We start from the raw sequence: 25,682 nt of genomic DNA on the forward strand, positions 1-25,682 counted from the left end.
TCGGCAGGGGCGGCAGGGACGGGCCGGCGTCAGCCGACCGCGCCCTCCATCTGCAGCTCGATGAGGCGGTTGAGCTCGAGGGCGTACTCCATCGGCAGCTCACGGGCGATGGGCTCGACGAAGCCGCGCACGATCATGGCCATCGCCTCGTCCTCGCCCATGCCCCGGCTCATCAGGTAGAAGAGCTGGTCGTCGCTGACCTTCGAGACCGTGGCCTCGTGCGCCATCGACACGTCGTCCTCGCGGACGTCGACGTAGGGGTAGGTGTCGGAGCGGCTGATGTTGTCGACCAGCAGGGCGTCGCACTTGACGATCGACGCCGAGTGGTGCGCGCCGTCCTGCACCTGAACGAGGCCGCGGTAGGACGTGCGGCCGCCGCCGCGGGCCACCGACTTGGAGATGATCGAGCTCGAGGTGTGCGGCGCGCAGTGCACCATCTTGGAGCCCGCGTCCTGGTGCTGGCCCTCGCCGGCGAAGGCGATGGACAGCGTCTCGCCCCGGGCGTGCTCGCCCATGAGGTAGACGGCCGGGTACTTCATGGTGACCTTGGAGCCGATGTTGCCGTCGATCCACTCCATCGTCGCGCCCTCCTCGCAGGTGGCGCGCTTGGTGACGAGGTTGTAGACGTTGTTCGACCAGTTCTGGATGGTCGTGTAGCGGCAGCGCGCGCCCTTCTTGACCACGATCTCCACGACGGCGCTGTGCAGCGAGTCGGAGGAGTAGATCGGGGCGGTGCAGCCCTCGACGTAGTGCACGTACGCGCCCTCGTCGACGATGATCAGCGTGCGCTCGAACTGGCCCATGTTCTCGGTGTTGATCCGGAAGTAGGCCTGCAGCGGGATCTCGACGTGCACGCCCTTGGGGACGTAGATGAACGAGCCGCCCGACCACACCGCGGAGTTGAGCGCGGAGAACTTGTTGTCGCCGACCGGGATGACCGTGGCGAAGTACTCGGCGAAGAGCTCCGGGTGCTCCTTGAGCGCCGTGTCGGTGTCGAGGAAGATCACGCCCTGCTTCTCGAGCTCCTCGTTGATCTTGTGGTAGACCACCTCGGACTCGTACTGGGCGGCGACGCCGGACACGAGGCGGGCCTTCTCGGCCTCCGGGATGCCGAGCTTGTCGTACGTGCTCTTGATGTCGGCGGGCAGGTCGTCCCAGGTGGCCGCCTGCTTCTCCGTCGAGCGCACGAAGTACTTGATGTTGTCGAAGTCGATGTCCTCGAGCTCCGCGCCCCAGGCCGGCATCGGCTTGCGGTCGAAGAGCTTGAGGCCCTTGAGGCGCAGGTCGAGCATCCACTGCGGCTCGCTCTTGAGGGCGGAGATGTTCTCCACCACGGCGGTGCTCAGGCCGCGCTGCGCGATGGAGCCGGCGGCGTCGGAGTCGGACCACCCGAAGCGGTAGCGACCGAGGGCGTCGAGGTGCTCGTCCTGGCTCTGCCCGGTGCCCGGGGCAGCCGCGGCGGGCGCGGTGGTGGTGGCGGTCTCGTCAAGGATGTCGGTCATCTCGTGTGCTCCTCGTGATCGGGGGCGTACCTAGGGTTCAAGTCGGTGGTGCGGGGCGATGTTCCGCCTGGCGGGTGTGATGTCGGTGGGATTCGCGGGACGTGGGTCGTGCAGACGCCGTCGCCGTGGGCGATCGTCGCCAGGCGCTGGACGTGCACGCCGAGCTGGCGGCTGAAAGCCTCCGTCTCGGCCTCGCAGAGCTGCGGGAAGCGTTCGGCGACGTGCACGACCGGGCAGTGGTGCTGGCACAGCTGCTCGCCCGCGGCCGCCGGCCGGACCGACGCCGCGTAGCCCTCGGCCGACAGCGTCCGCGCCAGCGTCTGGGTCGGGCTCTCCGAGCCCGGGGCGCCGTCGAGCTCGCGCCGGACGTGGTCCTCGAGCGAGGCGAACCGCGCCGAGGCGAAGGCGTCGACCGCCTCCGGCCCTGCCGTCCGGGCCAGGAACTCCAGCGCCTGGACCGCGAGGTCGTCGTAGCCGGCGCCGAAGCTGTCGCGCCCGGCGTCGGTGAGGACGAAGACGCGGGCGGGCCGGCCCCGGCCGCGCGAGCCGTAGACCCGCTGCTCCCGGGAGGTCAGGAGGCCCTGCTCGACCAGCCCGTCGAGGTGGCGGCGCACCCCGGCGGCGGTCAGCCCCAGGCGCTCGGAGAGCTCCGCGGCGGTGGAGGGGCCGTGCTCGAGGACCGAGCGGGCGACGCGCTGCCGCGTCGAGGCGTTCGGGTCGCCGACCGGCTGCTCGCCGGTCACCTGACCCGTCTCCTCCGCGGTTTTCACAAGGCCAGTGTGCTCTTATTCGATCGGTGATCAAGCAAGGCGAACCTAAGGCGGAGCCGCCCGACGCGTCCTGCTCGACGTCCGCTCGTTCCCCGACCCGAGACGCGTCGCGGGTCCTCGATCCCCACGGGGCGACGCCGGCCGGCTCCGGTCTCGGGTCGGCTTCTGAGCGCGACCACTGATCGAGGCTGATCGAGGCGTGGCCCTCAGGACAGGCCGAGGACGTCGGCGAGGTCGAAGCGGACGACCTCCTCGAGCTGGGCGTACGTGCACGAGCGCGGGTCGCGGTCGGGGCGCCAGCGGTTGAACTGCGCGGTGTGGCGGAACCGCGGGCCCTCCATGTGCTCGTAGCGGACCTCGACGACGAGGTCGGGGCGCAGCGGGGTGAAGGAGAGGTCCTTGCCGTTGTTCCAGCGGCTGTACTCGCTGTTGCGTGGCGTCCGCGTCCCCTCCTCCTGCTTGGCCCAGGCCCAGGGGTGCTCGTCGAACGTCGTGACCAGCGGCTGCAGCTCGGTGAAGAGCTCCTTGCGCCGCGCGGCCGGGAAGGCGCCGATGACGCCGACGTTGGCCAGCTGGCCCTCGTCGTCGTAGAGGCCGAGCAGCAGCGAGCCGATGCTGTCCGGACCGCTCTTGTGCACCCGGTAGCCGGCGACCACGCAGTCGGCCGTGCGCGCGTGCTTGATCTTGAACATCACCCGCTTGTCCGGGGAGTAGCGCAGCGCGTTCGGCTTGGCGACGACGCCGTCGAGCCCGGCGCCCTCGAACTGGGTGAACCACTCCTGCGCGACCGCGGGGTCCGTGGTGACCGGCGTCAGGTGCACGGGCGGCTGCGCGTCGGCGAGGGCCCGCTCAAGCGCAGCGCGGCGATCGGCGTACGGGCGAGCGGACCAGTCCTCGTCACCCCACGCCAGCAGGTCGAAGGCGACGAAGCTGGCCGGCGTCTCCTGCGACAGCTTCGTCACGCGGCTGACCGCCGGGTGGATGCGCTGCTGCAGGACCTCGAACTCCAGCCGCTCACCGCTCGCCGGGTCGACGACGACGATCTCGCCGTCGATCACCGCCCGCTCGGGAAAGCTCGCCAGGACGGCCTCGACGACCTCGGGGAAGTAGCGCGTCATCGGCTTGCCGTTGCGGCTGCCGATCTCGACCTCGTCCCCGTCGCGGAAGATCACCGACCGGAAGCCGTCCCACTTGGGCTCGTAGGTGAGGTCCCCGGTGGGGATCTCCTTGACCGACTTGGCCAGCATCGGCGCGACCGGCGGCATCACGGGCAGGTCCATCGGGCCATCCTGCCCGTCGGCACGCGGGCGGCTGTGACCCCTCCCTCACCAGGGCGGATGTGACGGTGGGCCGCCCTAGACTCGACCCGTGGCCAGCCCGACCGCGTGCGCGCTGGAGGTGCGCGACCTCACCGTGCGCCTCGGCGGCGCCGTGGTGCTCGACGCGCTGGCCCTGACCGCCCGGGCCGGGCACCTGACCGCCGTCCTCGGCCCGAACGGTGCCGGCAAGACCACCCTCCTGCGCTGCTGCACCGGCCTCGTCCGCCCCGACGCCGGGTCGGTCGCGGTCCTCGGCCACGCGCCCGGCGACCCGGAGGTCACGGCCGCCGTCGGCCTGATGCCCCAGAGCACCGGCGCCTGGTCGGGCATCCGGGCCGGTGAGCTGCTGCGCTACCTCGCCTCCCTGTACGCCCACCCGCAGGACGTCGACGCCCTCGTCGCCCGGCTGGGGATCGGCGCGTACGCCCGCACGCCCTACCGGCGCCTCTCCGGCGGGCAGCAGCAGGCCGTGAACCTCGCCGGCGCGCTCGTCGGCCGCCCGTCGCTGGTCTTCCTCGACGAGCCGACGGCCGGGATGGACCCGCACGCGCGACGCGCGACCTGGGAGCTGCTGCGCGAGCTGCGGGCGGCCGGGGTGTCGGTGGTGCTGACCACGCACGCGATGGACGAGGCCGAGGCGCTCGCCGACCAGGTCTGGATGATCGACCGCGGCCGCGTCGCCGCGTCCGGGACCGTCGCGGAGCTGACCAGCACGGGCCAGAGCCTCGAGGACGTCTTCCTCACCCGCACCCACGGGGTCGTCGGATGAGCGCGGGCGGCACGACGCTCGACCTGCGCCCCGCCCCGGGCGCCGCGCCCGCCGGGCGGCGGGTCCGGGCCCACGCGCTCACCGAGTTCCGGCTGCTGGTGCGCAACGGCGAGCAGCTGCTGCTCGCGCTGGTCATCCCGCTCGCGATCCTCGTCCTCTCGGCGCTGACCCGGGAGCGGTTCGTGCCGCTGGCCCAGGCCGCCCCGTCTGTGCTCGCGCTCGCCGTGTGGTCCTCGGCGTTCACGTCGACGGCCATCGCCACCGGCTTCGAGCGTCGCTACGGCGTCCTCGAGCGCCTCGCCGCCACCCCGCTCGGGCGTCCCGGCCTGCTGCTCGGCAAGGCGCTGGCCGTCGTGCTCGTGCTGGCCGGCCAGCTGGTGGTGCTCGGCGTGGTGGCCCTCGCGCTCGGTTGGCGCCCGGCGTACACCGCGGGGTCGCTGCTCGCCTCGCTCGCCCTGGTCGTGCTCGGCGCGGCGGCCTTCGTCGGCCTGGCGCTGCTGCTCGCCGGACGCCTGCGGGCCGAGGCGACGCTCGCCGTGGCCAACCTCGTCTACGTCGTGCTGCTGGTCGGCGGCGGGCTCGTCGTCCCGGTCGCGCGCTACCCCGCGGTGCTGCGGCCGGTGGTCGACGCGCTCCCCACGGCCGCGCTCGGCGAGGGCCTGCGCGCGGGCGCCGCGGGTACGGTCCTGGCCTGGACCTTCGCCGTGCTGCTCGCCTGGCTGGTCGTGGCCGTCCTCGCCGCCCGGCGGGGGTTCCGGTGGACCGCATGACGTGCCCGAGGAGGGACCGATGACCGCGACCGAGCTGCGACCGGCGCCGGACGACCGGACGCGCACCGCGCCCTGGGAGCCCGTGCTCCGGCTGGTGACCGGACCGACCGCGATGCGCCGCTGGGCGGTCGCGGCCCTGGCGATCAACGTGGTCATCGTCGTCACCGGGGGTCTCGTCCGGCTGACCGCCTCCGGGATGGGCTGCCCCACCTGGCCCCGGTGCAGCGAGGACTCCTTCGTCACGCACCCCGAGCTGGGGATCCACGGCGCGATCGAGTTCGGCAACCGGCTGCTGACCTTCGTCCTGGTGGTCGTCGTCGCCCTCACCTGGATCACCGCCCTGCGCCTGCGCGACAAGGCCCGCCTCGAGGTCCGCGGCGGCCGGCGTCGCGACGTGCGCTGGCTGGCCGGCGGCCTGCTGCTGGGCATCCCCGCGCAGATCGTCATCGGCGGCATCAGCGTCCTCACCCACCTCAACCCGTGGGTCGTGGGCCTGCACTTCCTGGTCTCGATGGCGCTGGTCGGGCTGGCGACCGGGCTGGTCCGCGTGACGTGGCCGGCCCGTCGCACCACTGTGGTCCAGCCGTTGGCCCGGGTCGCGACGCGGGTGACGTTCGTCGGCATGGTCGTCGCGGTCTGGCTCGGCACCGTCGTGACGGGCAGCGGCCCGCACGCCGGTGACCTCGACGCGGTCCGCAACGGCCTCGACGGCGGCACGCTCGCCCACCTGCACGCGGCGGCGGTCTGGGTCACGATGGCCGCGACGGTCGTCTGCCTGGTCTTCAGCCGCAGCCTGCCGGTGCTCCTGCTGCTGGCGGTCGAGGTCTTCCAGGCCGTCATCGGGCTGACGCAGTACCACCTCGGCGTGCCGGTGCCGCTGGTCGCGCTGCACCTGCTCGGCGCCTCGCTCTCCGTCGCCGCGGCGACGAACCTGCTGCTCGCCCTGCGGCGTCCCCTCAGCGCGCTCGAGGCTCGAGCCACGGCCTGAGCCGTGCGGTGACGAAGGGCAGCACGACGTAGGTCATCACCGGCGTCAGCACGACGGTGGTGATCAGCACGCGCAGGGCGATCGGCACCGTGCCCCACACCGGCAGCAGCGAGACCAGCAGCGTGAAGACGAGGTTGGTCGGGAAGAAGCCGAGCCAGATCGTCACCGCCTGCTTCCAGCGCGCCGGGGCGACCGGCCGGGCGGCCTCGTCCTCACCGGCGTCGACCAGCGCCGACGTCGGCACGTCGAACCAGCCCTCGATCCCCGTACGCCGCTCGGTGCGCGCGTCGTGCACGAACTCCTCCCCCGTCCGGAGCCACCAACGGCGCTCGGCGGAGGACTCCCAGGCGGCCAGCGACGCGGCGTCGGCGAAGCGGTAGAGCGTGTACCAGAGCGACGAGGACGCGTCGGCCCGCACCCAGCCCGAGCCGAGGTAGCCGGGCATCCGGCTCGCGAGGCTCGTCCCGGTCTGCACCCAGGCCAGCGCCTCGGCCTGCCGGTGGGCGTCGACGCGGCGCTCCACGGCGACGGTGATGGGCTGCTCGGGAGTCTGCTGGACGTGCTGCACGCGCCCAGTGAAGCCCGCGCAGATGACGGGCGTGTAATCCGCCGTTCGGGGGACGTCGTCCACCTCCCGCCGGTGTGACTCGCGTGACCTGTGGGGTGCTTGCCGCTTCAACCGTCTGGGCGGCCGCTATGCTGGTTCCATCAGCTTGCTTCCACTCCTGCCGCAAGCAGTCCGCACGTCGTAGCCCTCGGGCTCCGTGCGTGGCGCCTCCGAGAAGAGCTCGGGCCGGGTGTCGGCGGGAAACCACGGACGGATCTCCTTGACCCAGCACGACTTCAGCACGCTCGGCGTGCCCGCGTCCCTCGTCGGCGTCCTCGCCGAGCGCGACATCACCACCCCCACCCCCATCCAGGCCGCCACGCTGCCCGACTCCCTCGCCGGGCGCGACGTCCTCGGCCGCGGCCGCACGGGCTCCGGCAAGACGTACGCCTTCCTGCTGCCCCTGGTCGCCCGCCTGTCGGCGACCTCGCCGCGCCGCCGGCCGGGCGCTCCTCGGGCCCTGATCCTGGCCCCCACGCGTGAGCTCGTCGGCCAGATCGAGGCGGCGCTCGCGCCGCTCGCCGCCACCACCGGCCTCACCTCCCGCACCGTCTTCGGCGGTGTCAGCCAGGGCCCGCAGGTCACCGCGCTGCGCAAGGGCGTCGACATCGTCATCGCCTGTCCCGGGCGCCTCGAGGACCTCGTCAAGCAGGGCCACGCCTCGCTCGGCGGCATCGAGGTCACGATCATCGACGAGGCCGACCACATGGCCGACCTGGGCTTCCTCCCGGTCGTCCGCCGCCTGCTCGACCAGACGCCGCGCGACGGCCAGCGCCTGCTGTTCTCGGCCACGCTCGACGCGCAGGTCGACGTGCTCGTGAAGCGCTTCCTCCACGACGCCGTCGTGCACGAGGCCGACTCGGCGCAGTCCCCGGTCTCGACCATGACCCACCACGTCCTGCACGTGGACCGCGAGCAGCGCTTCGGCGTGCTCGCCGACCTGGCCAGCGCGCCGGGCCGCACGGTCGTCTTCACCCGCACCAAGCACGGCGCCAAGGCACTCGCCCGCCAGCTCAACGCCAAGGGCATCCCGACGGTCGACCTGCACGGCAACCTGAGCCAGAACGCCCGTACGCGGAACATGGACGCCTTCCACAGCGGCAGAGCCACGACCCTCGTCGCGACCGACATCGCCGCCCGCGGGATCCACGTCGACGACGTGGCCCTCGTCGTCCACGCCGACCCGCCCGTCGAGCACAAGGCCTACACGCACCGCTCCGGGCGTACGGCCCGCGCGGGCAGCGACGGCACCGTCGTCACGCTGGCCACCGGCGAGCAGCTGCGCGAGGTGCGTTCGCTGACCAAGGCCGCCGGCATCTCGCCGACGACCAGCCGCGTCCAGGGCACCCACGACCCCGTCCTCAGCGAGCTCGCGCCGGGCGAGCGCAGCCTCCCCGGCGGCCTCACCGTCGCCGTCTCGAGCGACAGCGGTGCGGGCGAGTCCCGCCCGCGCAGCGGCGGCAACGGTGGCGGCGGTCGCCGTCGTGGCGGCAGCGGCAGCGGCAGCGGTGGCGGCCCGCCCAAGGCCGCGGCGCAGCCGAGCGGTCGCGGCAGCGGTCGTCCCGCGCGCAGCGCCGCCCCGGCCGCCAAGGGCCGCGGCACCGCCCGTCCGGCCGGTCGTCGTACCGGTGGCGGTTCGGGGAGCGGGTCGGGCAGCGCGCTCGCCTACTCCACGACCAGCGGTGGCTCCTCGCACTCCGCCGCCTCGTTCAGCAGCAAGGGCCGCCGCTAAGCCCTAGGGTCCCGGCGGCGCGAGGGTCCACGCGACCTTCGCGTCGCCGTCCCAGCGGCGGCAGGCGCCGACGACGGTCTCCAGGTCGTCGACCTCACCCAGCGCCTGCACCACCGCGCCGAGCTCCTCCACAGGCACCCGGCGCGCGAGGGTCACGTGCGGGGTCCAGCGCCCGGGCGCGAAGTGGCTGTCGTCCTCGACGCCGCACGCGGCGGCCACGCGGGCCTGGAGCGCGAGCAGCGCGGCGCTCACCACGACCTGCCGCACCACCACCAGCCGTCCGCGCCGCGGTCCGAAGACCAGCAGCGCGCCCAGCCGGAGGGGCAGCGCGAGCCCGCCCACGAGCGCCGGCAGCGCCGCGTCCACCTCGGCGGCCACCTGCGCGCCCGCCCACAACGTCACGTGCGGGCGGTGCGTCGGGCTGGGATCGACACGTCGCTCGGTCGGCAGCGACGCCTCCGCCAGGCGGTCCCACTCGGCCAGCACGGCCGCCTCCGACGCGGCGTCGAGCAGCAGCTCGACCGACTGCGTCACGCGGCACCCGGGCCGACCACGGCCCCACTCGTCGGAGATCCCACGCCCGGAGCGTACGGGTGGCACCGTCCCCCTGCGACGATGACCGCATGCGCCTGCAGGACCTCCGTGCGCCCGAGACACCGGCGACGAGGGCGGCCCTCGAGCTCGCCACGGCCTGCCACACGCCGGCGCTGCTCAACCACGTGCTCCGCTCATGGCTGTGGGCGGAGGCCTTCGCCCTGCTCGAGGACCGCCACGGCGTCGACCACGAGCTGCTCCGGACCGCGGCCGTGCTGCACGACATCGGCCTGGTCGAGGCCTACGACAACGTCGCGCTCTCCTACGAGGAGGCCGGGGGCCAGGTCGCCGTGGCGCTGACCGCCGGCGCCGGCTGGCCCGCCGAGCGCCGCCGGCGGGCGCTCGAGGTCGTCGTGCGGCACAACTGGCCGTCCGTGGACCCGGCCGTCGACGTCGAGGGGCACCTGCTCGAGGTGGCGACGGGCCTGGACATCAGCGGCGCACGCCCCGACGCGCTGCCGGACGACCTCGTGGACGCGGTGCTGACGCGCCACCCGCGCCTGACCCTCGCCGAGGAGTTCGGGAGGCAGGTGAGCGACCAGGCGGCCCGCAAGCCCGGCACGGCAGCGCGACGGCTCGTCGACGGCGGGCTGCTCTCGAAGCTGGCGCACCACCCGCACGAAGGGCGTGCGGCGGCGCGGTAGCGCGCTGCCTCAGCCCGGCAGGACGCCCCCGAGCTCGTCCTCGACGTGCGCGCGGATGATCTCGTCGAACGACGTCTCGGCCCTGAACCCCAGCCCCTCGGCCCGCGAGGCGTCGAGCGCCCCGGCCCAGGTCTCGACGATGCGCATCACGGCAGGGTCCGGCTCGTGCCGGACGAGGCGTACGGCCCGCTCCCCCGCGACCCGCCGCAGCGCCTCCAGCTGCTCGCCCACGGTGGCGCTGAGCCCGGGCATGGACAGCGTCCGGCGCGGCCCCACGAGGGCGGTGTCGAGCGTCGCCGCGCGCACCAGGAAGTCGACGGCCGAGCGCGGCGAGGCGAACCAGTGCCGCACCGTCTCCGGGACCGGCAGCACCGCCTCCTGCCCCACCAGGGGCTCGCGCAGGATCGAGGAGAAGAACCCGCTCGCGGCCGCGTTCGGCGCGCCCGGACGGATGCAGACCGTCGGCAGCCGGACCCCGACGCCGTCGCAGAAGCCGCGCCGCGTCCAGTCGGCCAGCAGCAGCTCGCCGATCGCCTTCTGCGTCCCGTACGAGGTCAGCGGCGTCTGGTGGAAGTCCTCGGGGATCGGCAGCGGCAGCGGCGCCCCGTAGACGGCGATGGAGGACGTGAGCACCAGGCGCGGCGTGCGGCCCTCGGTCTCGTGCGACGTGCGGACCGCGTCGAGTAGGGCGCGCGTCCCGTCGAGGTTGACGCGGTAGCCGAGGTCGAGGTCGGTCTCGGCCTGGCCGGAGACGACGGCGGCGAGGTGGAAGACGACGTCGGGACGCCCGGCCACGAGTCGGTCGGCGACCCCGTCCGCGGCCAGGTCGGCGGCGACCAGGTCCACCGTGCCGGCGAACCCGTCGGGTGCCGTCGGGGCGACGACGTCGGTCAGCGTGAGGTGCTCGACCGCGGCCTCCCCCAGCGAACCGTCACCCACCAGCCGCGCGACGAGCTTGCGGCCGAGCATGCCGGCCGCGCCGGTGACCAGGACGTGCACGCCCGTCCCCGCTCAGCGCAGCAGCGGGTCGACCGCGGCGGCGACGAAGACCAGGGCGAGGTAGGAGTTCGACCAGTGGAAGAGCCGCATCGGGCGCAGCGCGGCGTCGGTCAGGCCGGCGCGGGCCCGGTTGTAGAGCTGCACCGCCTCGACGAGGAAGACCAGCCCGGCGATTCCGGCGACCGAGGGGTAGAGCCACCCGGTCTGGGCGACGGGCCACAGCGCGAGGGAGACCAGCACGGTCACGACGCTGTAGACCAGGATCTGGCGGGCGACCGCGGGCGCGGAGCGCACGACCGGCAGCATCGGCACGTCGGCCGCGGCGTAGTCGGCGCGGTAGCGGAAGGCCAGCGCCCAGGTGTGCGGCGGGGTCCAGAAGAAGACGATCGCGAACAGCACGAACGGCGCCAGCGCGATCTGGCCGGTCACCGCGGTCCAGCCGATCAGCGGCGGGAAGCAGCCGGCGATCCCGCCCCAGACGATGTTCTGGGGGGTGCGGCGCTTGAGCAGCATCGTGTAGACGAAGACGTAGAACGCGTTGGCCCCGAGGGCGAGCCCGGCGGAGAGCCAGTTGACGCCGAGGCCCAGCACGAGGGTGGCGGCGACGCCGAGCACGGCGCCGAACACCGTGGCCGCGCGCGGCCCGACCATGTGGCGCGGCAGCGCACGGCGCCGCGTACGGCGCATGCGCTCGTCGATGTCGCGGTCGAGGACGCAGTTGAAGACGTTGGCGCTGGCCGCCGCGAAGCAGCCGCCGAGCATGGTGAGCGCGACGAGCGCGAGCGGCGGGACCCCACGTGCTGCGAGGAACATCGCCGGCACGGTCGTCACCAGCAGGAGCTCGATGATCCGCGGCTTGGTCAGGTTGACGTACGCGGAGAGGACGTCGCGCGCCGTGGTCCGGGCTGCGTCGCGCTCCTCGGCGGCCGAGCCACCCGCCGCGGCGGCGTCGCCGGTCAGGTCCAGGGCGCTCACAGGTTGAACTCTCTCACGTCGGGCACCGTCGACCCACCGGACGGCGGTGCGTGTGCCCCGCCAGCGTAGGACGGCCGGCCCCCGCTCCCCAGGCCTGCGCGGTGTGGTCTACGTCGTACGGGCGGTGACGCCCGCACGACAGGTCGGGGACGTCGTGGTGAGTGGTCGGTGTCCACGCGGGTAGGCCCTGTGCTGTGACGCACCCCGCTCGATAAGGTCGGGGGGTCGGAGTCGCCGGCGCAACCGCGGTCGGCGCCCGCCTGCTGCTCGCATCCCGGAAGGATCGCTCGTGACCGACACCCAGACCACCTCCCCGACCCAGGACGACATCTTCCCGGAGGGGTGGACCGACCTCGACACCAAGGCCGTGGACACCATCCGCGTCCTGGCCGCCGACGCGGTGCAGAAGGTGGGCAACGGGCACCCCGGGACGGCGATCAGCCTCGCCCCGGTCGCGTACCTGCTCTTCCAGAAGGTCATGCGTCACAACCCGGCCGAGCCGCACTGGCCGGGCCGCGACCGCTTCGTGCTCTCCTGCGGCCACTCGAGCATCTCGCTCTACCTCCAGCTGTTCATGGGCGGCTGGGGCCTGGAGCTCGAGGACATCGAGGCGCTGCGCACCTGGGGCTCCAAGACCCCGGGCCACCCGGAGTACGGCCACACCGACGGCGTCGAGATCACGACCGGCCCCCTCGGCCAGGGCATCGCCAACGCGGTGGGCATGGCGATGGCCGCCCGCCGCGAGCGCGGCCTGCTCGACCCCGACGCGCCCGAGGGCGAGTCGATCTTCGACCACCAGATCTACTGCCTGGCCTCCGACGGCGACATCGAGGAGGGCATCAGCAGCGAGGCGTCCTCGCTCGCCGCCACCCAGCGCCTCGGCAACCTCACGCTGATCTACGACCGCAACTTCATCTCGATCGAGGGTCACACCGACATCGCGCTGACCGAGGACACCGCGGCCCGCTACGCCGCCTACGGCTGGCACGTCACGACCGTCGACTGGCTCGAGGGCGGCGAGTACCGCGAGAACGTCAAGGCGCTCCTCGACGCGATGGATGAGGGGCGGAAGGTCACCGACCGGCCGACCTTCATCCAGCTGCGCACGATCATCGCCTGGCCCTCGCCCACCAAGCAGAACACCGAGGGCGCGCACGGCAGCGCGCTCGGCACGGACGAGGTCGCCGCGCTCAAGAAGGTCCTGGGCTTCGACCCGGACAAGACCTTCGACGTCGACCCCGCGGTCCTCGAGCACACCCGCGGGCTCCGCGACCGCGGCGCTGCGGCGCAGGCCGCGTGGCAGCAGGGCTTCGACACCTGGGCCGAGACCAACGCCGAGGGCAAGGCCCTCTACGAGCGCATGGTCGACGACGAGCTGACCCCGGGCTGGGAGGAGGCGCTCCCGACCTGGGACGCCGACCCCAAGGGCGTCGCGACGCGCGCAGCGTCGGGCGCCGTGCTCACCGCGCTCGCGCCCAGGCTCCCCGAGCTGTGGGGCGGCTCGGCCGACCTCGCCAGCTCGAACAACACGACGCCGAAGGGCGAGCCGAGCTTCCTCCCGACCGACCGTCAGAGCGAGGAGTTCAAGGGCGGCCCGTACGGCCGGGTGCTGCACTTCGGCATCCGCGAGCACGCGATGGGCGCCATCCTCAACGGCATCAAGGTGCACGGCGGGACGCGCCCCTACGGCGGCACGTTCCTGACCTTCTCCGACTACATGCGCGGCGCGGTCCGCCTGTCGGCCCTGATGCGGGTCCCGGTCACCTACGTGTGGACCCACGACTCCATCGGTCTCGGCGAGGACGGCCCGACCCACCAGCCGATCGAGCACGTGTCGTCGCTCCGGCTGATCCCGGGCCTCGACGTCGTCCGCCCGGCCGACGCGAACGAGACCGCCGCCTCCTGGGCCGCGATCCTCAAGAACAAGGACCGGCCCGCCGGGCTCATCCTGAGCCGGCAGAACCTGCCGATCGTGCCGCGCGGCACCGACGGCTACGCCACGACCGAGGGCGTCGCCCGCGGCGCGTACGTGCTGAAGGACTTCGGCACGGCCGACCCGGACAAGACGGTGATCATCGTCGCCACCGGCTCGGAGGTGCAGCTCGCGGTCGGTGCGGCCGAGGCGCTGGCCGGCGAGGGCGTCGCCGTGCGCGTGGTCTCGATGCCCTGCCGCGAGTGGTTCGACGAGCAGGACGACGCCTACCGCGAGTCGGTCATCCCGGCGGCCGTCAAGGCGCGGGTCAGCGTCGAGGCCGGGGTCTCGGGCAGCTGGCGCGACATCGTCGGCGACGCCGGCCGGATCGTCAGCATCAACCACTACGGCGCCAGCGCCGACGGTGCGCTGCTGTTCAAGGAGTTCGGGTTCACCACCGAGACCGTCGCCGCCGCGGCGCGGGAGAGCCTGGCCCACGCCTCCGACGCCGGGGCGCCGCTGCACGCCGCGGCCGCCGGCCCCAAGAACACCGGCGACCACGAGCCCGACGCGGGCGCCACGATCAGCTGAGCACCCCTCAACCCACCTCGCACCACCCATCCCGAGAAGGACAAGCACATGAGCGACCGACTCAAGGGTCTCGCCGACGAGGGCGTCTCCATCTGGCTCGACGACCTGTCGCGCGAGCGCATCAAGACCGGCAACCTCGAGGGCCTGATCAAGGACTCCTCCGTCGTCGGCGTCACCACCAACCCGACGATCTTCGCCTCGGCGCTGTCGAACGGGGCCGCCTACGACGACCAGGTCCGTGAGCTCGCCTCGCGCGACACGGCCGTGGCCGACGCGATCAAGACGCTGACGTCGGACGACGTCCGCAACGCCTGCGACCTCTTCAAGGGTGTCTACGACTCCACGAACGGTGTGGACGGGCGGGTCTCGATCGAGGTCGAGCCCGGGCTGGCCATGGACACCGAGGGCACCTCGGCGCAGGCCGCCGACCTGTGGAAGATCGTCGACCGGCCGAACGTGCTGATCAAGATCCCGGCGACCAAGCCCGGCCTGCCGGCGATCGCCAACGCGATCGGCGAGGGCATCAGCGTGAACGTGACGCTGATCTTCTCCCTCGAGCGCTACCGCGCCGTGATGGACGCCTACCTCAGCGGGCTCGAGCAGGCCTCGGCCAACGGCCACGACCTGAGCGGCATCCACTCGGTGGCGTCGTTCTTCATCTCCCGCGTCGACTCCGAGGTCGACAAGCGCCTCGACGCCATCGGCAGCGACGAGGCCCTCGCGCTCAAGGGCAAGGCGGCCATCGCGAACGGCCGGCTCGCCTACGCCGCGTACGAGGAGGTGTTCGCCGGCGAGCGCTTCGCGGCCCTCGAGGCCAAGGGGGCGAACCGGCAGCGTCCGCTGTGGGCCTCCACCGGGGTCAAGAACCCCGACCTGCCCGACACGCTCTACGTCACCGAGCTCGTGGTCGCCGGCACGGTCAACACCATGCCGGAGAAGACGATGCAGGCCTTCGCCGACCACGGCGAGCTCAACGGCGACCGCGTCAGCGGCACCGAGGAGGAGGCGACGCAGGTCTTCGACCAGCTGGAGGCCGTGGGCGTCGACCTCGACGACGTGTGGGAGGTCCTCGAGTCCGAGGGCGTCGACAAGTTCGACAAGTCGTGGGGCGAGCTCGTCGACACCGTCCAGACGGCGCTCGACGACGCGAAGAAGGGCAAGGCGCCGGGCGAGTCGACCGACGTCGACGACCCCAACAACTAGGTCTCACGCAGCACGAGGGCCGGACGGAGCGCACGCTCCGTCCGGCCCTGCTCGTCCCCGCACACCCTCGTCCCCACCAGGAGGCCCCGCCGTGCCCACCCCTGCCGAGATCGTCGTCCACGCCGACGCCGACGCCGTCGCCGAGGCGCTGGCCTCCCGGCTCACCCGCACCCTCGCCGACCTGCAGGCCCGGGGTCGCACCCCGCAGGTCTGCCTGACCGGCGGTGGCATCGCCACGAAGGCGTACGCGCGGCTCGCCGCCGACGGCCCGGGCGACGTCGACTGGTCGCGGGTGGACCTGTGGTGGGGCGACGAGCGGTTCGTGCCCGCCGCGGACGCCGACCGCAACGCGGACGCGACCGTGGAGGCCCTGCGCGGCCCGCTGCGCCTCGACGACGCGCACCTGCACGTGATGCCCGCCTCCGGAGCCGGCCTCGACCTGGACGAGGCGGCGGCCGCGTACGCGCGTGAGCTCGGCGAGACGGTCTTCGACGTCTGCCTGCTCGGCATGGGCCCCGACGGGCACGTCGCGTCGCTGTTCCCCGGCCACCCCGACGCGGACGCGCCCGGCACCGTGATCGCGGTCCGGAGCTCCCCCAAGCCCCCGCCCGAGCGCCTCAGCGTGACCATGGACGTCATCAACCGCTCGCGCCAGGTGTGGTTCTGCGTCAGCGGCGCGGAGAAGGCCGAGGCGGTCGCGAAGGGCGTGCTGGGCACGGGTCCCGACCCGGTGCCGGCCGCCCGCGCCACGGGCACGGAGGCGACCGTGTGGCTGGTCGACGAGGCGGCCGTGGCCGACCTGCCCGAGACGCTGCCGGGCGGCGCCGAGCGCGTCGAGGTCTAGTCCCCGCGCGGGGGCGGGACCTCGGCGCGGGACGTCAGCGCGGCGCGGGCGCCAGCCGGCGGTCGAGCCAGCGGAAGACCAGCAGGAGCAGCACGCCGAGCACCAGCACCCCGCCTACGGCGAGCAGCGCGGGGCCGTAGCCAACCTCGGAGACGTCGAGGAAGGGGTACGGGTACCAGCCGGTGATCGCACCACGCACGAACGTGTAGACGACCCAGGCCAGCGGCCAGGCGAAGGCCCAGCCGAACGTGGACCAGGCGATCCGCGGGCGCGGCCCGACCAGGGCCCAGAAGACCACCGTGGCCAGGGGCGAGACGAGGTGGAAGCCCATGCCGGCCACCAGGGCCCAGCCGGACAGGTCGACCAGCGGCGCCAGCAGCGTCCAGTAGACGATGCCGGTGATCGAGATGCCGAGCAGCGCGTCGAGGCGGACGACCCGCCACACGCGGCCGTCGCGGGCCGGGTCGAGGGCCAGCGTCAGCGACGCCGCCAGCACGAAGAGGTTGCTCTGGATGGTGAAGTAGCTGAGGAAGTCGGCCAGCCGCCGGCCGACCGAGACCCCTGCCAGGCTGTCGCCGGTGTTGCTGTCGGTGCCGCCGAAGAGCAGCAGGGCGAGCTGGACGACGAGCGAGACGACCACCACCAGGGCGACCGCGGCGTGCAGCGCCCGCGGGAGGCGGTGGGTCCGGGGGTCGGCGGTCGTGCTCAGCGCAGCTCGACCCCGTCGAGCAGCTCGCGCATCGTGCGGTACGGGTCGGCGGAGCCGAGCACGTTCTCGCCGCGCTTGAGCAGGCAGCAGAAGACCCGCATGTGGTCGGAGCCGACGGTCCGCCAGGAGGCCACCCGGGCCTGTTCCCACAGGCACGTCGTCTCCAGCACGTACGGCTGCAGCAGCTGCCAGGTGTGCAGGTCGGCCGTGCCCAGCAGGCCGGTGTTCAACGGCACCCCGGCCAGCCAGGCGACGATCTCGTCGACCTTCGAGCCCTCGCGGACCGGGTTGCCGACCGTGGCCGCCGCGAAGACGTGCAGGAACGTGGTGGTCGCCACCTCGACGGCGTCCGCGCGGTAGAGCCCCTCCAAGCCCGCGTAGCGCGGTGGCCGGGGCGGCACGCTCAGTAGATGACCTCGCCGCGCGCGCGCCGGTCGCGCAGCGACGCGAGCGCCTCGCTGAGGATCGTCGCCGCCTCGACGTCGCTGCGACGCTCCTTCACGTAGGCGAGGTGCGTCTTGTACGGCTCGTTCTTCGTCGGCGGCGGCGGGTTCTTGGCGTCGTTGTTCGCCGGGAGGCCGCAGCGCGGGCAGTCCCACATCTCCGGCACCGCCGCGTCGGCGGCGAACGCTGGCCGCGTCTCGTGCCCGGACGAGCAGAAGTAGGAGACGTAGAGCCGCGGTGCGGTGTCGCCCCGCTCGGCCTCGCCCATCGGCCCTGCCCCGACCCTGCTGCCCCGGATCGCGCTTCCGCTACCAGCCACCGTCAGATCCCCCGATCCGTGTTGTCAGAGGTGCACATCGTGCACGTCGCCCTGCGAGGCCCATCCTTGGACGTCAAGTATGAGACGGCTGAGCGGCACGCCGGTCCAGCACCAGCCACGTCTCAGGAACCGAGCTTGTAGAGCAGCCCGAGGGCGACGATGCAGGCCAGCCAGATCACCGCGATGATGATCGTGAGCCGGTCCAGGTTGCGCTCGGCGACCGACGACCCGCCGAGCGACGACGAGATGCCGCCGCCGAAGAGGTCGGAGAGGCCGCCACCGCGCCCCTTGTGGAGCAGGACGAACAGGGCCAGCGCCACGCTCGTGATGACGAGCACGATCGAGAAGATCAGGATCGGGGTGGTCATGAGAGGCACAAGCACGGGCTGAAGTTTAACCCAGCCCGGGCCCCGGACCCACCGCTCTGCACGGGCGGCACCCCGCTCGGGACGGCGACGGCCCGGAAGGTCCCCACGCAGGATGGTGGACCCGCCGGGCCGGCGGTCGGGGCTCAGGCGTGCAGGGTCAGAGCGTGGGCAGGTCGTAGAAGCGCGCGATGCCCGAGAACTCCTCGACCTTGAGGCTCGCGCCGCCCACGAGGGCGCCGTCCACGTCGGGCTGGGCCATGATCGCGGCCACGTTGTCGGACTTGACCGAGCCGCCGTAGAGCACGCGGACCGCGTCGGCGGTGTCCTCGGCGTACAGCTCGGCGACGGTCGCCCGCACCGCGGCGCAGACCTCCTGCGCGTCCTCGGGGGTCGCGGTCAGGCCGGTGCCGATCGCCCAGACCGGCTCGTAGGCGATCACGAGCCCGGCGACCTGCTCGGCCGAGAAGCCGGCGAGCCCGGCCCGGACCTGCGCGACGACGTGGGCCACGTGCTCGCCGCTCTCGCGGACGTCCTTGCCCTCCCCCACGCAGACGATCGGCGTGATGCCGGCGGCCAGGGCGAGGTGGGCCTTGGTGTTGACCAGCGCGTCGTCCTCGTGGTGGTACTCGCGCCGCTCCGAGTGGCCGACCGCGACGTAGCGGCAGCCGAGCTTGGCCAGCATCGACGCCGAGATCTCCCCGGTGTAGGCCCCGGCGTCGTGCGCCGAGAGGTCCTGGGCGCCGTACGCGAGCTTGAGCCGGTCGCCGTCGATCAGCGTCTGCACCGAGCGGAGGTCGGTGAACGGCACGAGCACGACCACCTCGGACTTCGCCGCGTCGTGCTTCTTGTCGTCCAGCGTCCAGGCGAGCTTCTGCACGAAGCCCACCGCCTCGACGTGGTTGAGGTTCATCTTCCAGTTGCCGGCCATCAGCGGCGTGCGGGGCACAGGGTGTCCTTCGTCAGTTGGGTCGTGCGGCGGGGTACGGCGGGTGCTGCGTACGAATGCGGGCGGCGGTCAGCCGAGCACGGCGAGGCCCGGGAGGGACTTGCCCTCCAGGTACTCCAGGCTCGCGCCGCCGCCGGTGGAGATGTGGCCGAAGTCGTCGTCGGCGAAGCCGAGGTCGCGCACGGCCGCGGCGGAGTCGCCACCACCGACGACCGAGAGCCCGTCGACCTCGGTGAGCGCCTTGGCCACGGCCCGCGTGCCCTCGGCGAACGGCACCCACTCGGCGACGCCCATCGGGCCGTTCCAGAAGACCGTCCTCGAGGAGGCGATGACCTCGGCGAAGGCCGCGCCCGACTCGGGGCCGATGTCGAGGCCGAGCTGGTCGGCGGGCATCGCGTCGGCCGCGACGACGGTCGGCGGGGCGTCGGCCTTGAACTCCGGCGCCACGACGATGTCGGTCGGGAGCACGATGCGCTTGCCGTCGGCCTGGGCGCGCTCCAGGTAGCCCTTCACGACGTCGATCTGGTCGCGCTCCAGCAGGCTGGTGCCGACCTCGTGGCCCTGCGCGGCGAGGAACGTGAAGACCATGCCGCCGCCGACGAGCAGCGTGTCGGCGGTGCTCAGCAGGTTGTCGATGACCGCCAGCTTGTCCGACACCTTGGCGCCGCCGAGGACGACGGCGTACGGGCGCTCGGGCGACTCGGTGAGGCGGCGCAGCACCTCGACCTCGGCGAGCACGAGGCCGCCGGCGGCGTTGGGGAGGAGCTGGGCCACGTCGTAGACGCTGGCCTGCTTGCGGTGCACGACGCCGAAGCCGTCGGAGACGAAGACGTCGCCGAAGGAGGCGTACTTCTGGGCCAGCTCGGCGCGCTCGGCGTCGACCTTGGACTCCTCGGCCGGCTCGTAGCGGACGTTCTCGAGCATGGCCACCTCGCCGTCGCCGAGGCCGGCGACGATCTCGGCGGCCGACGGCCCGACCACGTCCTCGGCGAGGCGCACGTCGGTCCCGAGCAGCTCGCCGAGCCGCGCGGCGGCCGGCGCCAGCGAGTACTGGGGGTTCACCTGACCCTTGGGCCGGCCGAGGTGGGCCATCACGACGACCTTGGCGCCGGCGTCGCGCAGCTGCGTGAGCGTCGGGACGGAGGCGCGGATGCGGCCGTCGTCGGTGATGGTGCCCCCGTCGAGCGGGACGTTCAGGTCGCAGCGGACGAGGACGCGCTTGCCGCGCAGGTCCCCCAGGTCGGCGACGGACTTCATCTGCGGACTCCTTCGCGTGCGGTCAGGCACATGGGTTGAGGCACCTCGGGCGCTCCCCGGCGGGGACGCCCCAGACGTGGCCCGAGCCCGCCGAAGACGTGTTCGACGGGCTCGGGACGGGACGTGCGTGAGGTCAGAGCGACTTGCCGACCAGGCTCACGAGGTCGACGAGGCGGTTGGAGTAGCCCCACTCGTTGTCGTACCAGCCGACGACCTTGACCTGGTTGCCGATGACCTTGGTCAGGCCCGAGTCGAAGATGCAGGAGCTCGGGTCGGTGACGATGTCGGACGACACGATCGGGTCGGTCGTGTACTTGAGGTAGCCCTTGAGCGCGCCCTCGGCCGCCGCCTTGACGGCCGCGTTGACCTCGTCGACCGTCGTCTCGCGGCCGACCTCGATGGTGAGGTCGGTGGCCGAACCCGTGGGGACCGGCACGCGCAGCGCGTAGCCGTCGAGCTTGCCCTTGAGCTGCGGGAGGACGAGACCGATGGCCTTGGCCGCACCGGTCGAGGTCGGCACGATGTTGAGGGCGGCGGCGCGCGCGCGACGGAGGTCGCTGTGCGGGCCGTCCTGCAGGTTCTGGTCCTGGGTGTAGGCGTGGATCGTCGTCATCAGGCCCTTGACGATGCCGAACTCGTCGTCGATGACCTTGGCCATCGGCGCGAGGCAGTTCGTCGTGCAGGAGGCGTTGCTGATGATGTTGTGCGCCGCGGCGTCGTAGTCGCCGTCGTTGACGCCCATGACGACGGTGAAGTCGTCGTTCTTGGCCGGAGCCGAGATGATGACCTTCTTGGCGCCGCCGTCGAGGTGGGCCTTGGCCTTGGTGCCGTCGGTGAAGAAGCCGGTCGACTCGATCACGACGTCGGCGCCGACCTCGCCCCAGGGGAGCTTGGCGGGGTCGCGCTCGGCGAAGGACTTGATCAGCGAGTCGCCGACCTGGATGCCGCCGTCGACGACGGCCACGTCCTGGCCGAGGCGGCCGAGGATCGAGTCGTACTTGAGCAGGTGGGCCTGGGTGGCGTCGTCACCGAGGTCGTTGAAGGCGACGACCTCGATGTCCGCCCCGGAGGCCTGGACGGCGCGGAAGAAGTTGCGCCCGATCCGGCCGAAGCCGTTGATGCCGACACGCACGGTCATGAAGCGTTCTCCTCACAGGGTGGTCCAGCAAGCCCTTGCCGGGCTCGTCCCCACGATAACGAAGTCGTTTCTCCCGCGTTACGACCGCTCGCCCACTGGTCTGATACCAGATGGGCACCTGGTACGCCCAGTGGTCACATGATCAAGGTCACGCGGGCCGGCCGACGACGTCGTGCACCGGCGACCAGGACCGGAGCCGTTCGCGCACCGCCGCGTCCCGCTCGTCGGCCAGCGCGGTCGCGTACGCGGCCTCGAGGACCTCGGCCAGCTGCACGCGGCGACCGTCCCGGGCCGACAGCACGGCGGCCTCGACCACCGCCAGGCTCATCACGTTCGCGTGCACCTCGCCCGACGGCACACCTCCGTGCCGGAGCGCCGCGACGAGCTCGGCGAGCGCACCGGCCGTCTCCTCGGGCTCCTCCCCCACGACCGCCGGGACGGGCGTCCCGTCGAGCCGCTCCGCCACCGGCACGCCGTCGCCGTCCCAGACCGCGCTCCCGCCCTCGGCGCCGACCCGCCAGCGCCCGTTCCAGGAGGTCTCCAGACCCGGGGCGCACCAGCTGCCGGAGAAGGTGAAGCGGGCGCCGGACGCGAAGGCCACGACGACCTCCGCCGAGGCGTCGCCGGCGAACCAGCTCCACGCGGGGTTGTGGCTCTCGCAGTAGACCGACACCGGTTCGCTGCCGGCCAGGTCGCGGGCGAGGTCGAGCTGGTGGATCGCCATGTCGACGAGGAGCGGCTGCTCCATCTCCTCGCGGAAGCCGCCGAAGTGCGGCGCCCGGAAGAACGCGCAGCCGAGCGAGGCGACCGGGCCGAGCTCGGCGAGCTGGCGCCGCAGGGCCGCGAGGTGGCGGAAGTAGCGGCGCGACTGCGAGACGACGAGCAGGCGGCCCGCGACCTCCGAGGCCGCCGCCAGCGACAGCCCCTCGGCGACGGTCGGCGCGAGCGGCTTCTCGCTCAGCACGGTCATCCCGGCGCGCAGGGCCGCCGAGGAGACGGCGTGGTGCGCGCCCGGGACGGTCACGTTCAGCAGGACGTCGGGCGGCTCGACCGCCAGCCGGTCGTACGCGGTGGCCACCGGCACCCCGGCGTGGCCCTCCTCGTCCGCGGCCCGGCGGGCGGTGGCCTCGTCCAGGTCGACGAGGCCGACGAGCTCGACGTCGGGGTCCGCCGCGAGGGTGCGGAGCCACGTCCGGCCCATGCCGCCGGCACCGACCTGCACGACCCGCACCGGGCGGTTCGGCGGCACCGTCGGGTTCGTCACGGCCTACGCCTGCCCGGTCTCGTCGACCGCGTCCGGCTCAGTCCTCGAGCATGTCCGAGGTGAGCGAGGCCTCGGTGTTCGGGATGCCGAGCTCGGCGGCCTTCTTGTCGGCCGTGGCCAGCAGGCGCCGGATGCGTCCGGCCACCGCGTCCTTGGTCAGCTGCGGGGTGTGCAGCTGACCCAGCTCCTCGAGGCTGGCCTGCTGGTGCTCGACGCGGAGGTGGCCGGCGACCTTGAGGTGCTCGGGGACGTCGTCGCCGAGGATCTCGAGGGCCCGCTCCACCCGGGCGCCCGCGGCGACGGCCGCACGGGCCGAGCGGCGCAGGTTCGCGTCGTCGAAGTTGGCGAGCCGGTTGGCCGAGGCGCGGACCTCGCGCCGCATCCGGCGCTCCTCCCAGGCCATCAGGGAGTCGTGGGCGCCGAGGTGGGTCAGCAGCGCGGCGATCGCGTCGCCGTCGCGCACCACGACGCGGTCGACCGCCCGCACCTCGCGGGCCTTGGCCGGGATCCCGAGGCGGCGGGCGGCGCCGACGAGGGCGAGCGCGGCCTCCGGGCCGGGGCAGGTCACCTCGAGGGCCATGGAGCGGCCGGGCTCGGTCAGCGAGCCGTGGGCGAGGAAGGCGCCCCGCCACGCGGCGACGCAGTCGCAGGTCCCGCCGCTGACGACCTGGGCCGGGAGCCCACGGGCCGGGCGGCCCTTGGAGTCGACGAGCCCGGTCTGGCGGGCGAGGGCGTCGCCGTCCTTGACCACGCGGACGACGTAGCGCGTGCCCCGGCGCAGCCCGTTGCCGTTGACGACGACGAGGTCGCTGCTGTGGCCGAAGACGTCGGCGATCTCGGTCCGCAGGCGCCGGGCCGCGGCACCGGTGTCGAGCTCGGCCTCGATCACGATCTTGCCGCTCACCACGTGCAGGCCGTTGGCGAAGCGCAGCATGGCCGCGACCTCGGACTTGCGGCAGCACGGCTTGGTGACCTTGACGGTCGCGAGCTCCGCCTTCACCTGCGCCGTCATCGCCATGCGGGGAACTATGCCACGGCTGTCACGCACCCCTCCCCGTCCCGGGACGGACGAAAAGACGGGCCGGGCGGGTGGTAGGGAGCGCTCAGACGCCCATGATCTCGGCGTACGCCGACGCCAGCCGGAGCGGGTCGTGGCGCGGTGAGCCGTCGCGCACCGCGAGGTCGGCGAGGGCGAGCTCCGCACCCAGGGAGTCGGCCCAGGCCGGCAGGTGCGGGTCCTCGGAGGCGAAGCCGCTGTCGGCCAGGACGACGTCCAGGCGGAGCTTGGGCGCGTGGTCGGCGAGCAGCTCGATGTGCTTGGCCGCCGAGAAGCCCGCGGTCTCCTCCGCCGGCTCCAGGTTGAGCACCAGCACGCGCTTGGCCGAGGTGGTCTCGATCGCCTCGGCGAGCTGCGGGACCAGCAGGTGCGGGATCACCGAGGTGAACCACGACCCCGGCCCGAGCACCACCCAGTCGGCGGCGAGCACGGCGTCGACCGACTCGGGGCAGGCCGGCGGGTCCTCGGGGAGCAGGTGGACCGAGCACACCTCCCCCGTCGTCTTCGCCACGCGCGCCTGGCCGCGGACGGAGGAGACCTCGTCCGGGTGCTCGGCCGACAGCCCGATGACGTCGGCCTCGATCTCGAGGGGCACCGAGGCCATCGGCAGCACGCGGCCGGTGCAGCCCAGCAGGCGGGCGACCATGTCGAGCCCGGCGACCGGGTCGCCGAGCCGCTCCCACAGGCCGGCGATCAGCAGGTTGCCGATGGCGTGGTCGCCGAGCGGGCCCGGGGACTGGAAGCGGTACTGCAGCACGTCGGCCCAGGTGCGACCGGACTCGTCGTCGCCGCACAGGGCGGCCAGGGCCATGCGCAGGTCGCCGGGCGGCAGGCAGCCGAGCTCGCGGCGCAGCCGGCCCGAGGAACCGCCGTCGTCGGCGACGGTGACGATCGCGGTGAGGCGGTCGGTGACCCGCCGCAGCGCCGAGAGCGAGGCGGAGAGCCCGTGGCCGCCGCCGAAGGCGACCACCGCCGGGCGCCGCTCGACCAGCGGACGCCCGTGCAGCCGCACCGGCGCGCGCACCGCCCCCGGCGCTCTCATGCGGTCGCTCACCCCCGCATCATGCCCGGCTCACTCCCGGCCCAGGTCGCGGTGCAGCACCGTGGTGGGCAGGCCGTCGGCCCGCAGCCGCCGGGCCAGCTCCTCGGAGATGGCCGTGCTGCGGTGCTTGCCGCCGGTGCAGCCGATGCCGATCGTGGCGAAGCGCTTGCCCTCGTGCAGGTAGCCCTGCGAGACCGTCTCCAGCACCTGCTCGAGCGAGTCGAGGAAGGGCTCGGCGCCCGGCTGGCCCAGCACGTACGCGCTCACCGGCGCGCTCAGCCCGGTCTGCGGGCGCAGCTCGGGCACCCAGTGCGGGTTGGGCAGGAAGCGCACGTCGAAGATCATGTCCGCGTCGAGCGGGATGCCGTTCTTGAAGCCGAACGACAGCACCGTCACCCGCAGCGCGTGGTCCGGGCCGCCGTACGCGTGCGTGATCCGCGAGCCGAGCTGGTGCACGTTCAGCGAGGAGGTGTCGATGACCAGGTCGGCCGCCGCGCGGAGCGTGGCCAGGAGCTCGCGCTCGCGGTGGATGCCGTCCAGCAGGCGCCCGTCGCCCTGGAGCGGGTGCGGCCGGCGGACCGACTCCTGGCGCCGCACGATGACGTCGTCGGAGGCCTCGACGTAGACGATCTCGGGGACCGTGCCGGCCTCCTTGAGCTCGGCGAACATCGTCGGCAGCTGCTCGAAGAACGAGCGCGTCCGCACGTCGAGCACCACCGCGAGCTGCCGGATGCCGGTCCGGCGGGCCTCGTCGCAGACGTCGGGCAGCACGCTCGGCGGCAGGTTGTCGACCACGTACCAGCCGAGGTCCTCGAGGTTGTCGGCCGTCGTCGACCGACCTGCGCCGGACATGCCGCTCACCACGACCAGGCGCAGGGGCGCGACCTCGGTCGCGGTCACGTCGGTCAGGGCGGCGCGT

The 25,682-nt window shown here is 73.2% G+C and carries 26 protein-coding genes; 8 read left to right on the forward strand and 18 right to left on the reverse strand.

Features of this window, described 5'->3' with window-relative positions:
• Positions 1-29 precede the first annotated feature (29 nt).
• The 3 genes from sufB to BLU42_RS11565 form a co-directional block, all read right to left on the reverse strand.
• Positions 30-1,502 carry a Fe-S cluster assembly protein SufB gene (gene sufB, locus BLU42_RS11555; RefSeq protein WP_231918106.1) on the reverse strand — a complete coding sequence of 491 codons (1,473 nt, stop codon included), beginning with the start codon at positions 1,500-1,502 and terminating at the stop codon, positions 30-32.
• Complete coding sequence (locus BLU42_RS11560) at positions 1,499-2,245, reverse strand: helix-turn-helix transcriptional regulator (protein WP_091074559.1); 747 nt, start codon at positions 2,243-2,245, stop codon at positions 1,499-1,501. The genes sufB and BLU42_RS11560 overlap by 4 nt, the downstream gene beginning before the upstream one ends.
• A gap of 233 nt (positions 2,246-2,478) precedes the next feature.
• Positions 2,479-3,552 (reverse strand): ATP-dependent DNA ligase, encoded by a 1,074-nt coding sequence (locus BLU42_RS11565; protein WP_091074560.1) that lies wholly within the window; start codon positions 3,550-3,552, stop codon positions 2,479-2,481.
• Between the two features lie 88 nt (positions 3,553-3,640).
• Between BLU42_RS11565 and BLU42_RS11570 the strand changes: the two genes are divergently transcribed.
• From BLU42_RS11570 to BLU42_RS11580, 3 genes are read left to right on the forward strand one after another with little or no spacing between them, the layout of a single operon-like run.
• Positions 3,641-4,360, forward strand: coding sequence for an ABC transporter ATP-binding protein (locus tag BLU42_RS11570; protein ID WP_172825787.1), 720 nt, complete (start codon positions 3,641-3,643; stop codon positions 4,358-4,360).
• On the forward strand, positions 4,357-5,130 hold the full coding sequence (locus BLU42_RS11575; protein WP_091074561.1) for an ABC transporter permease: 774 nt from the start codon (positions 4,357-4,359) through the stop codon (positions 5,128-5,130). The genes BLU42_RS11570 and BLU42_RS11575 overlap by 4 nt, the downstream gene beginning before the upstream one ends.
• 19 nt (positions 5,131-5,149) lie before the next feature.
• On the forward strand, positions 5,150-6,118 hold the full coding sequence (locus BLU42_RS11580) for a COX15/CtaA family protein (RefSeq protein ID WP_231918107.1): 969 nt from the start codon (positions 5,150-5,152) through the stop codon (positions 6,116-6,118).
• On the opposite strand, the gene BLU42_RS11585 is transcribed toward BLU42_RS11580, so the two are convergent.
• A complete protein-coding gene (locus BLU42_RS11585; RefSeq protein ID WP_091074562.1) occupies positions 6,087-6,686 on the reverse strand; it encodes an antibiotic biosynthesis monooxygenase in 600 nt (199 codons plus the stop codon). The genes BLU42_RS11580 and BLU42_RS11585 overlap by 32 nt on opposite strands.
• Positions 6,687-6,945: 259 nt before the next feature.
• Here BLU42_RS11585 and BLU42_RS11590 point away from each other — a divergent pair, with 259 nt between their 5' ends.
• Positions 6,946-8,457, forward strand: coding sequence for a DEAD/DEAH box helicase (locus BLU42_RS11590; RefSeq protein ID WP_091074563.1), 1,512 nt, complete (start codon positions 6,946-6,948; stop codon positions 8,455-8,457).
• Positions 8,458-8,460: 3 nt separating this feature from the next.
• On the opposite strand, the gene BLU42_RS11595 is transcribed toward BLU42_RS11590, so the two are convergent.
• A complete protein-coding gene (locus BLU42_RS11595) occupies positions 8,461-8,991 on the reverse strand; it encodes a 2'-5' RNA ligase family protein (RefSeq protein WP_091074564.1) in 531 nt (176 codons plus the stop codon).
• Between the two features lie 89 nt (positions 8,992-9,080).
• Between BLU42_RS11595 and BLU42_RS11600 the strand changes: the two genes are divergently transcribed.
• A complete protein-coding gene (locus BLU42_RS11600; RefSeq protein WP_091074565.1) occupies positions 9,081-9,695 on the forward strand; it encodes an HD domain-containing protein in 615 nt (204 codons plus the stop codon).
• Positions 9,696-9,704: 9 nt separating this feature from the next.
• Here BLU42_RS11600 and denD read toward each other — a convergent pair whose 3' ends face one another.
• Together denD and BLU42_RS11610 are read right to left on the reverse strand one after the other, a co-directional pair.
• Positions 9,705-10,694 carry a D-erythronate dehydrogenase gene (gene denD, locus BLU42_RS11605; RefSeq protein ID WP_091074566.1) on the reverse strand — a complete coding sequence of 330 codons (990 nt, stop codon included), beginning with the start codon at positions 10,692-10,694 and terminating at the stop codon, positions 9,705-9,707.
• A 12-nt stretch (positions 10,695-10,706) separates the two neighbouring features.
• Entirely contained in the window at positions 10,707-11,669 is a 963-nt protein-coding gene (locus tag BLU42_RS11610) for a heme o synthase (RefSeq protein WP_091074567.1), read from the reverse strand.
• Positions 11,670-11,958: 289 nt separating this feature from the next.
• Between BLU42_RS11610 and tkt the strand changes: the two genes are divergently transcribed.
• The 3 genes from tkt to pgl all read left to right on the forward strand — a co-directional run bounded on the left by tkt (position 11,959) and on the right by pgl (position 16,219).
• Entirely contained in the window at positions 11,959-14,172 is a 2,214-nt protein-coding gene (gene tkt / locus BLU42_RS11615) for a transketolase (protein ID WP_172825788.1), read from the forward strand.
• 48 nt (positions 14,173-14,220) lie between these two features.
• Positions 14,221-15,375 (forward strand): transaldolase, encoded by a 1,155-nt coding sequence (gene tal / locus BLU42_RS11620; protein WP_091074569.1) that lies wholly within the window; start codon positions 14,221-14,223, stop codon positions 15,373-15,375.
• A 91-nt stretch (positions 15,376-15,466) separates the two neighbouring features.
• On the forward strand, positions 15,467-16,219 hold the full coding sequence (gene pgl / locus BLU42_RS11625; protein WP_091074570.1) for a 6-phosphogluconolactonase: 753 nt from the start codon (positions 15,467-15,469) through the stop codon (positions 16,217-16,219).
• Between the two features lie 34 nt (positions 16,220-16,253).
• Here pgl and BLU42_RS11630 read toward each other — a convergent pair whose 3' ends face one another.
• From BLU42_RS11630 to rapZ, 11 genes are all read right to left on the reverse strand, one after another.
• Complete coding sequence (locus BLU42_RS11630) at positions 16,254-16,862, reverse strand: Pr6Pr family membrane protein (RefSeq protein ID WP_197680421.1); 609 nt, start codon at positions 16,860-16,862, stop codon at positions 16,254-16,256.
• A 62-nt stretch (positions 16,863-16,924) separates the two neighbouring features.
• Positions 16,925-17,329: a hypothetical protein gene (locus tag BLU42_RS11635; protein ID WP_091074571.1), complete on the reverse strand. Its 405-nt coding sequence runs from the start codon at positions 17,327-17,329 to the stop codon at positions 16,925-16,927.
• A gap of 2 nt (positions 17,330-17,331) precedes the next feature.
• A complete protein-coding gene (locus BLU42_RS11640; protein WP_091074572.1) occupies positions 17,332-17,691 on the reverse strand; it encodes an RNA polymerase-binding protein RbpA in 360 nt (119 codons plus the stop codon).
• 122 nt (positions 17,692-17,813) lie between these two features.
• Entirely contained in the window at positions 17,814-18,059 is a 246-nt protein-coding gene (secG, locus tag BLU42_RS11645) for a preprotein translocase subunit SecG (protein WP_091074573.1), read from the reverse strand.
• 157 nt (positions 18,060-18,216) lie between these two features.
• The gene (gene tpiA, locus BLU42_RS11650; RefSeq protein ID WP_091080249.1) at positions 18,217-18,987 is read right to left on the reverse strand and encodes a triose-phosphate isomerase; all 771 of its coding nucleotides are present in this window, start codon (positions 18,985-18,987) and stop codon (positions 18,217-18,219) included.
• 87 nt (positions 18,988-19,074) lie between these two features.
• Complete coding sequence (locus BLU42_RS11655; RefSeq protein WP_091074574.1) at positions 19,075-20,262, reverse strand: phosphoglycerate kinase; 1,188 nt, start codon at positions 20,260-20,262, stop codon at positions 19,075-19,077.
• 133 nt (positions 20,263-20,395) lie between these two features.
• Positions 20,396-21,400: a type I glyceraldehyde-3-phosphate dehydrogenase gene (gene gap, locus BLU42_RS11660; RefSeq protein WP_091074575.1), complete on the reverse strand. Its 1,005-nt coding sequence runs from the start codon at positions 21,398-21,400 to the stop codon at positions 20,396-20,398.
• A 148-nt stretch (positions 21,401-21,548) separates the two neighbouring features.
• Positions 21,549-22,664, reverse strand: coding sequence for a Gfo/Idh/MocA family protein (locus tag BLU42_RS11665; protein ID WP_091074576.1), 1,116 nt, complete (start codon positions 22,662-22,664; stop codon positions 21,549-21,551).
• A 37-nt stretch (positions 22,665-22,701) separates the two neighbouring features.
• Complete coding sequence (gene whiA / locus BLU42_RS11670) at positions 22,702-23,682, reverse strand: DNA-binding protein WhiA (RefSeq protein ID WP_091074577.1); 981 nt, start codon at positions 23,680-23,682, stop codon at positions 22,702-22,704.
• Positions 23,683-23,767: 85 nt separating this feature from the next.
• A complete protein-coding gene (locus BLU42_RS11675) occupies positions 23,768-24,775 on the reverse strand; it encodes a gluconeogenesis factor YvcK family protein (RefSeq protein WP_407940177.1) in 1,008 nt (335 codons plus the stop codon).
• A gap of 18 nt (positions 24,776-24,793) precedes the next feature.
• Entirely contained in the window at positions 24,794-25,663 is an 870-nt protein-coding gene (gene rapZ / locus BLU42_RS11680; RefSeq protein ID WP_269458037.1) for an RNase adapter RapZ, read from the reverse strand.
• Positions 25,664-25,682: the final 19 nt, after the last annotated feature.

Source organism: Microlunatus sagamiharensis (assembly GCF_900105785.1).
GTDB classification, from domain to species: domain Bacteria; phylum Actinomycetota; class Actinomycetes; order Propionibacteriales; family Propionibacteriaceae; genus Microlunatus; species Microlunatus sagamiharensis.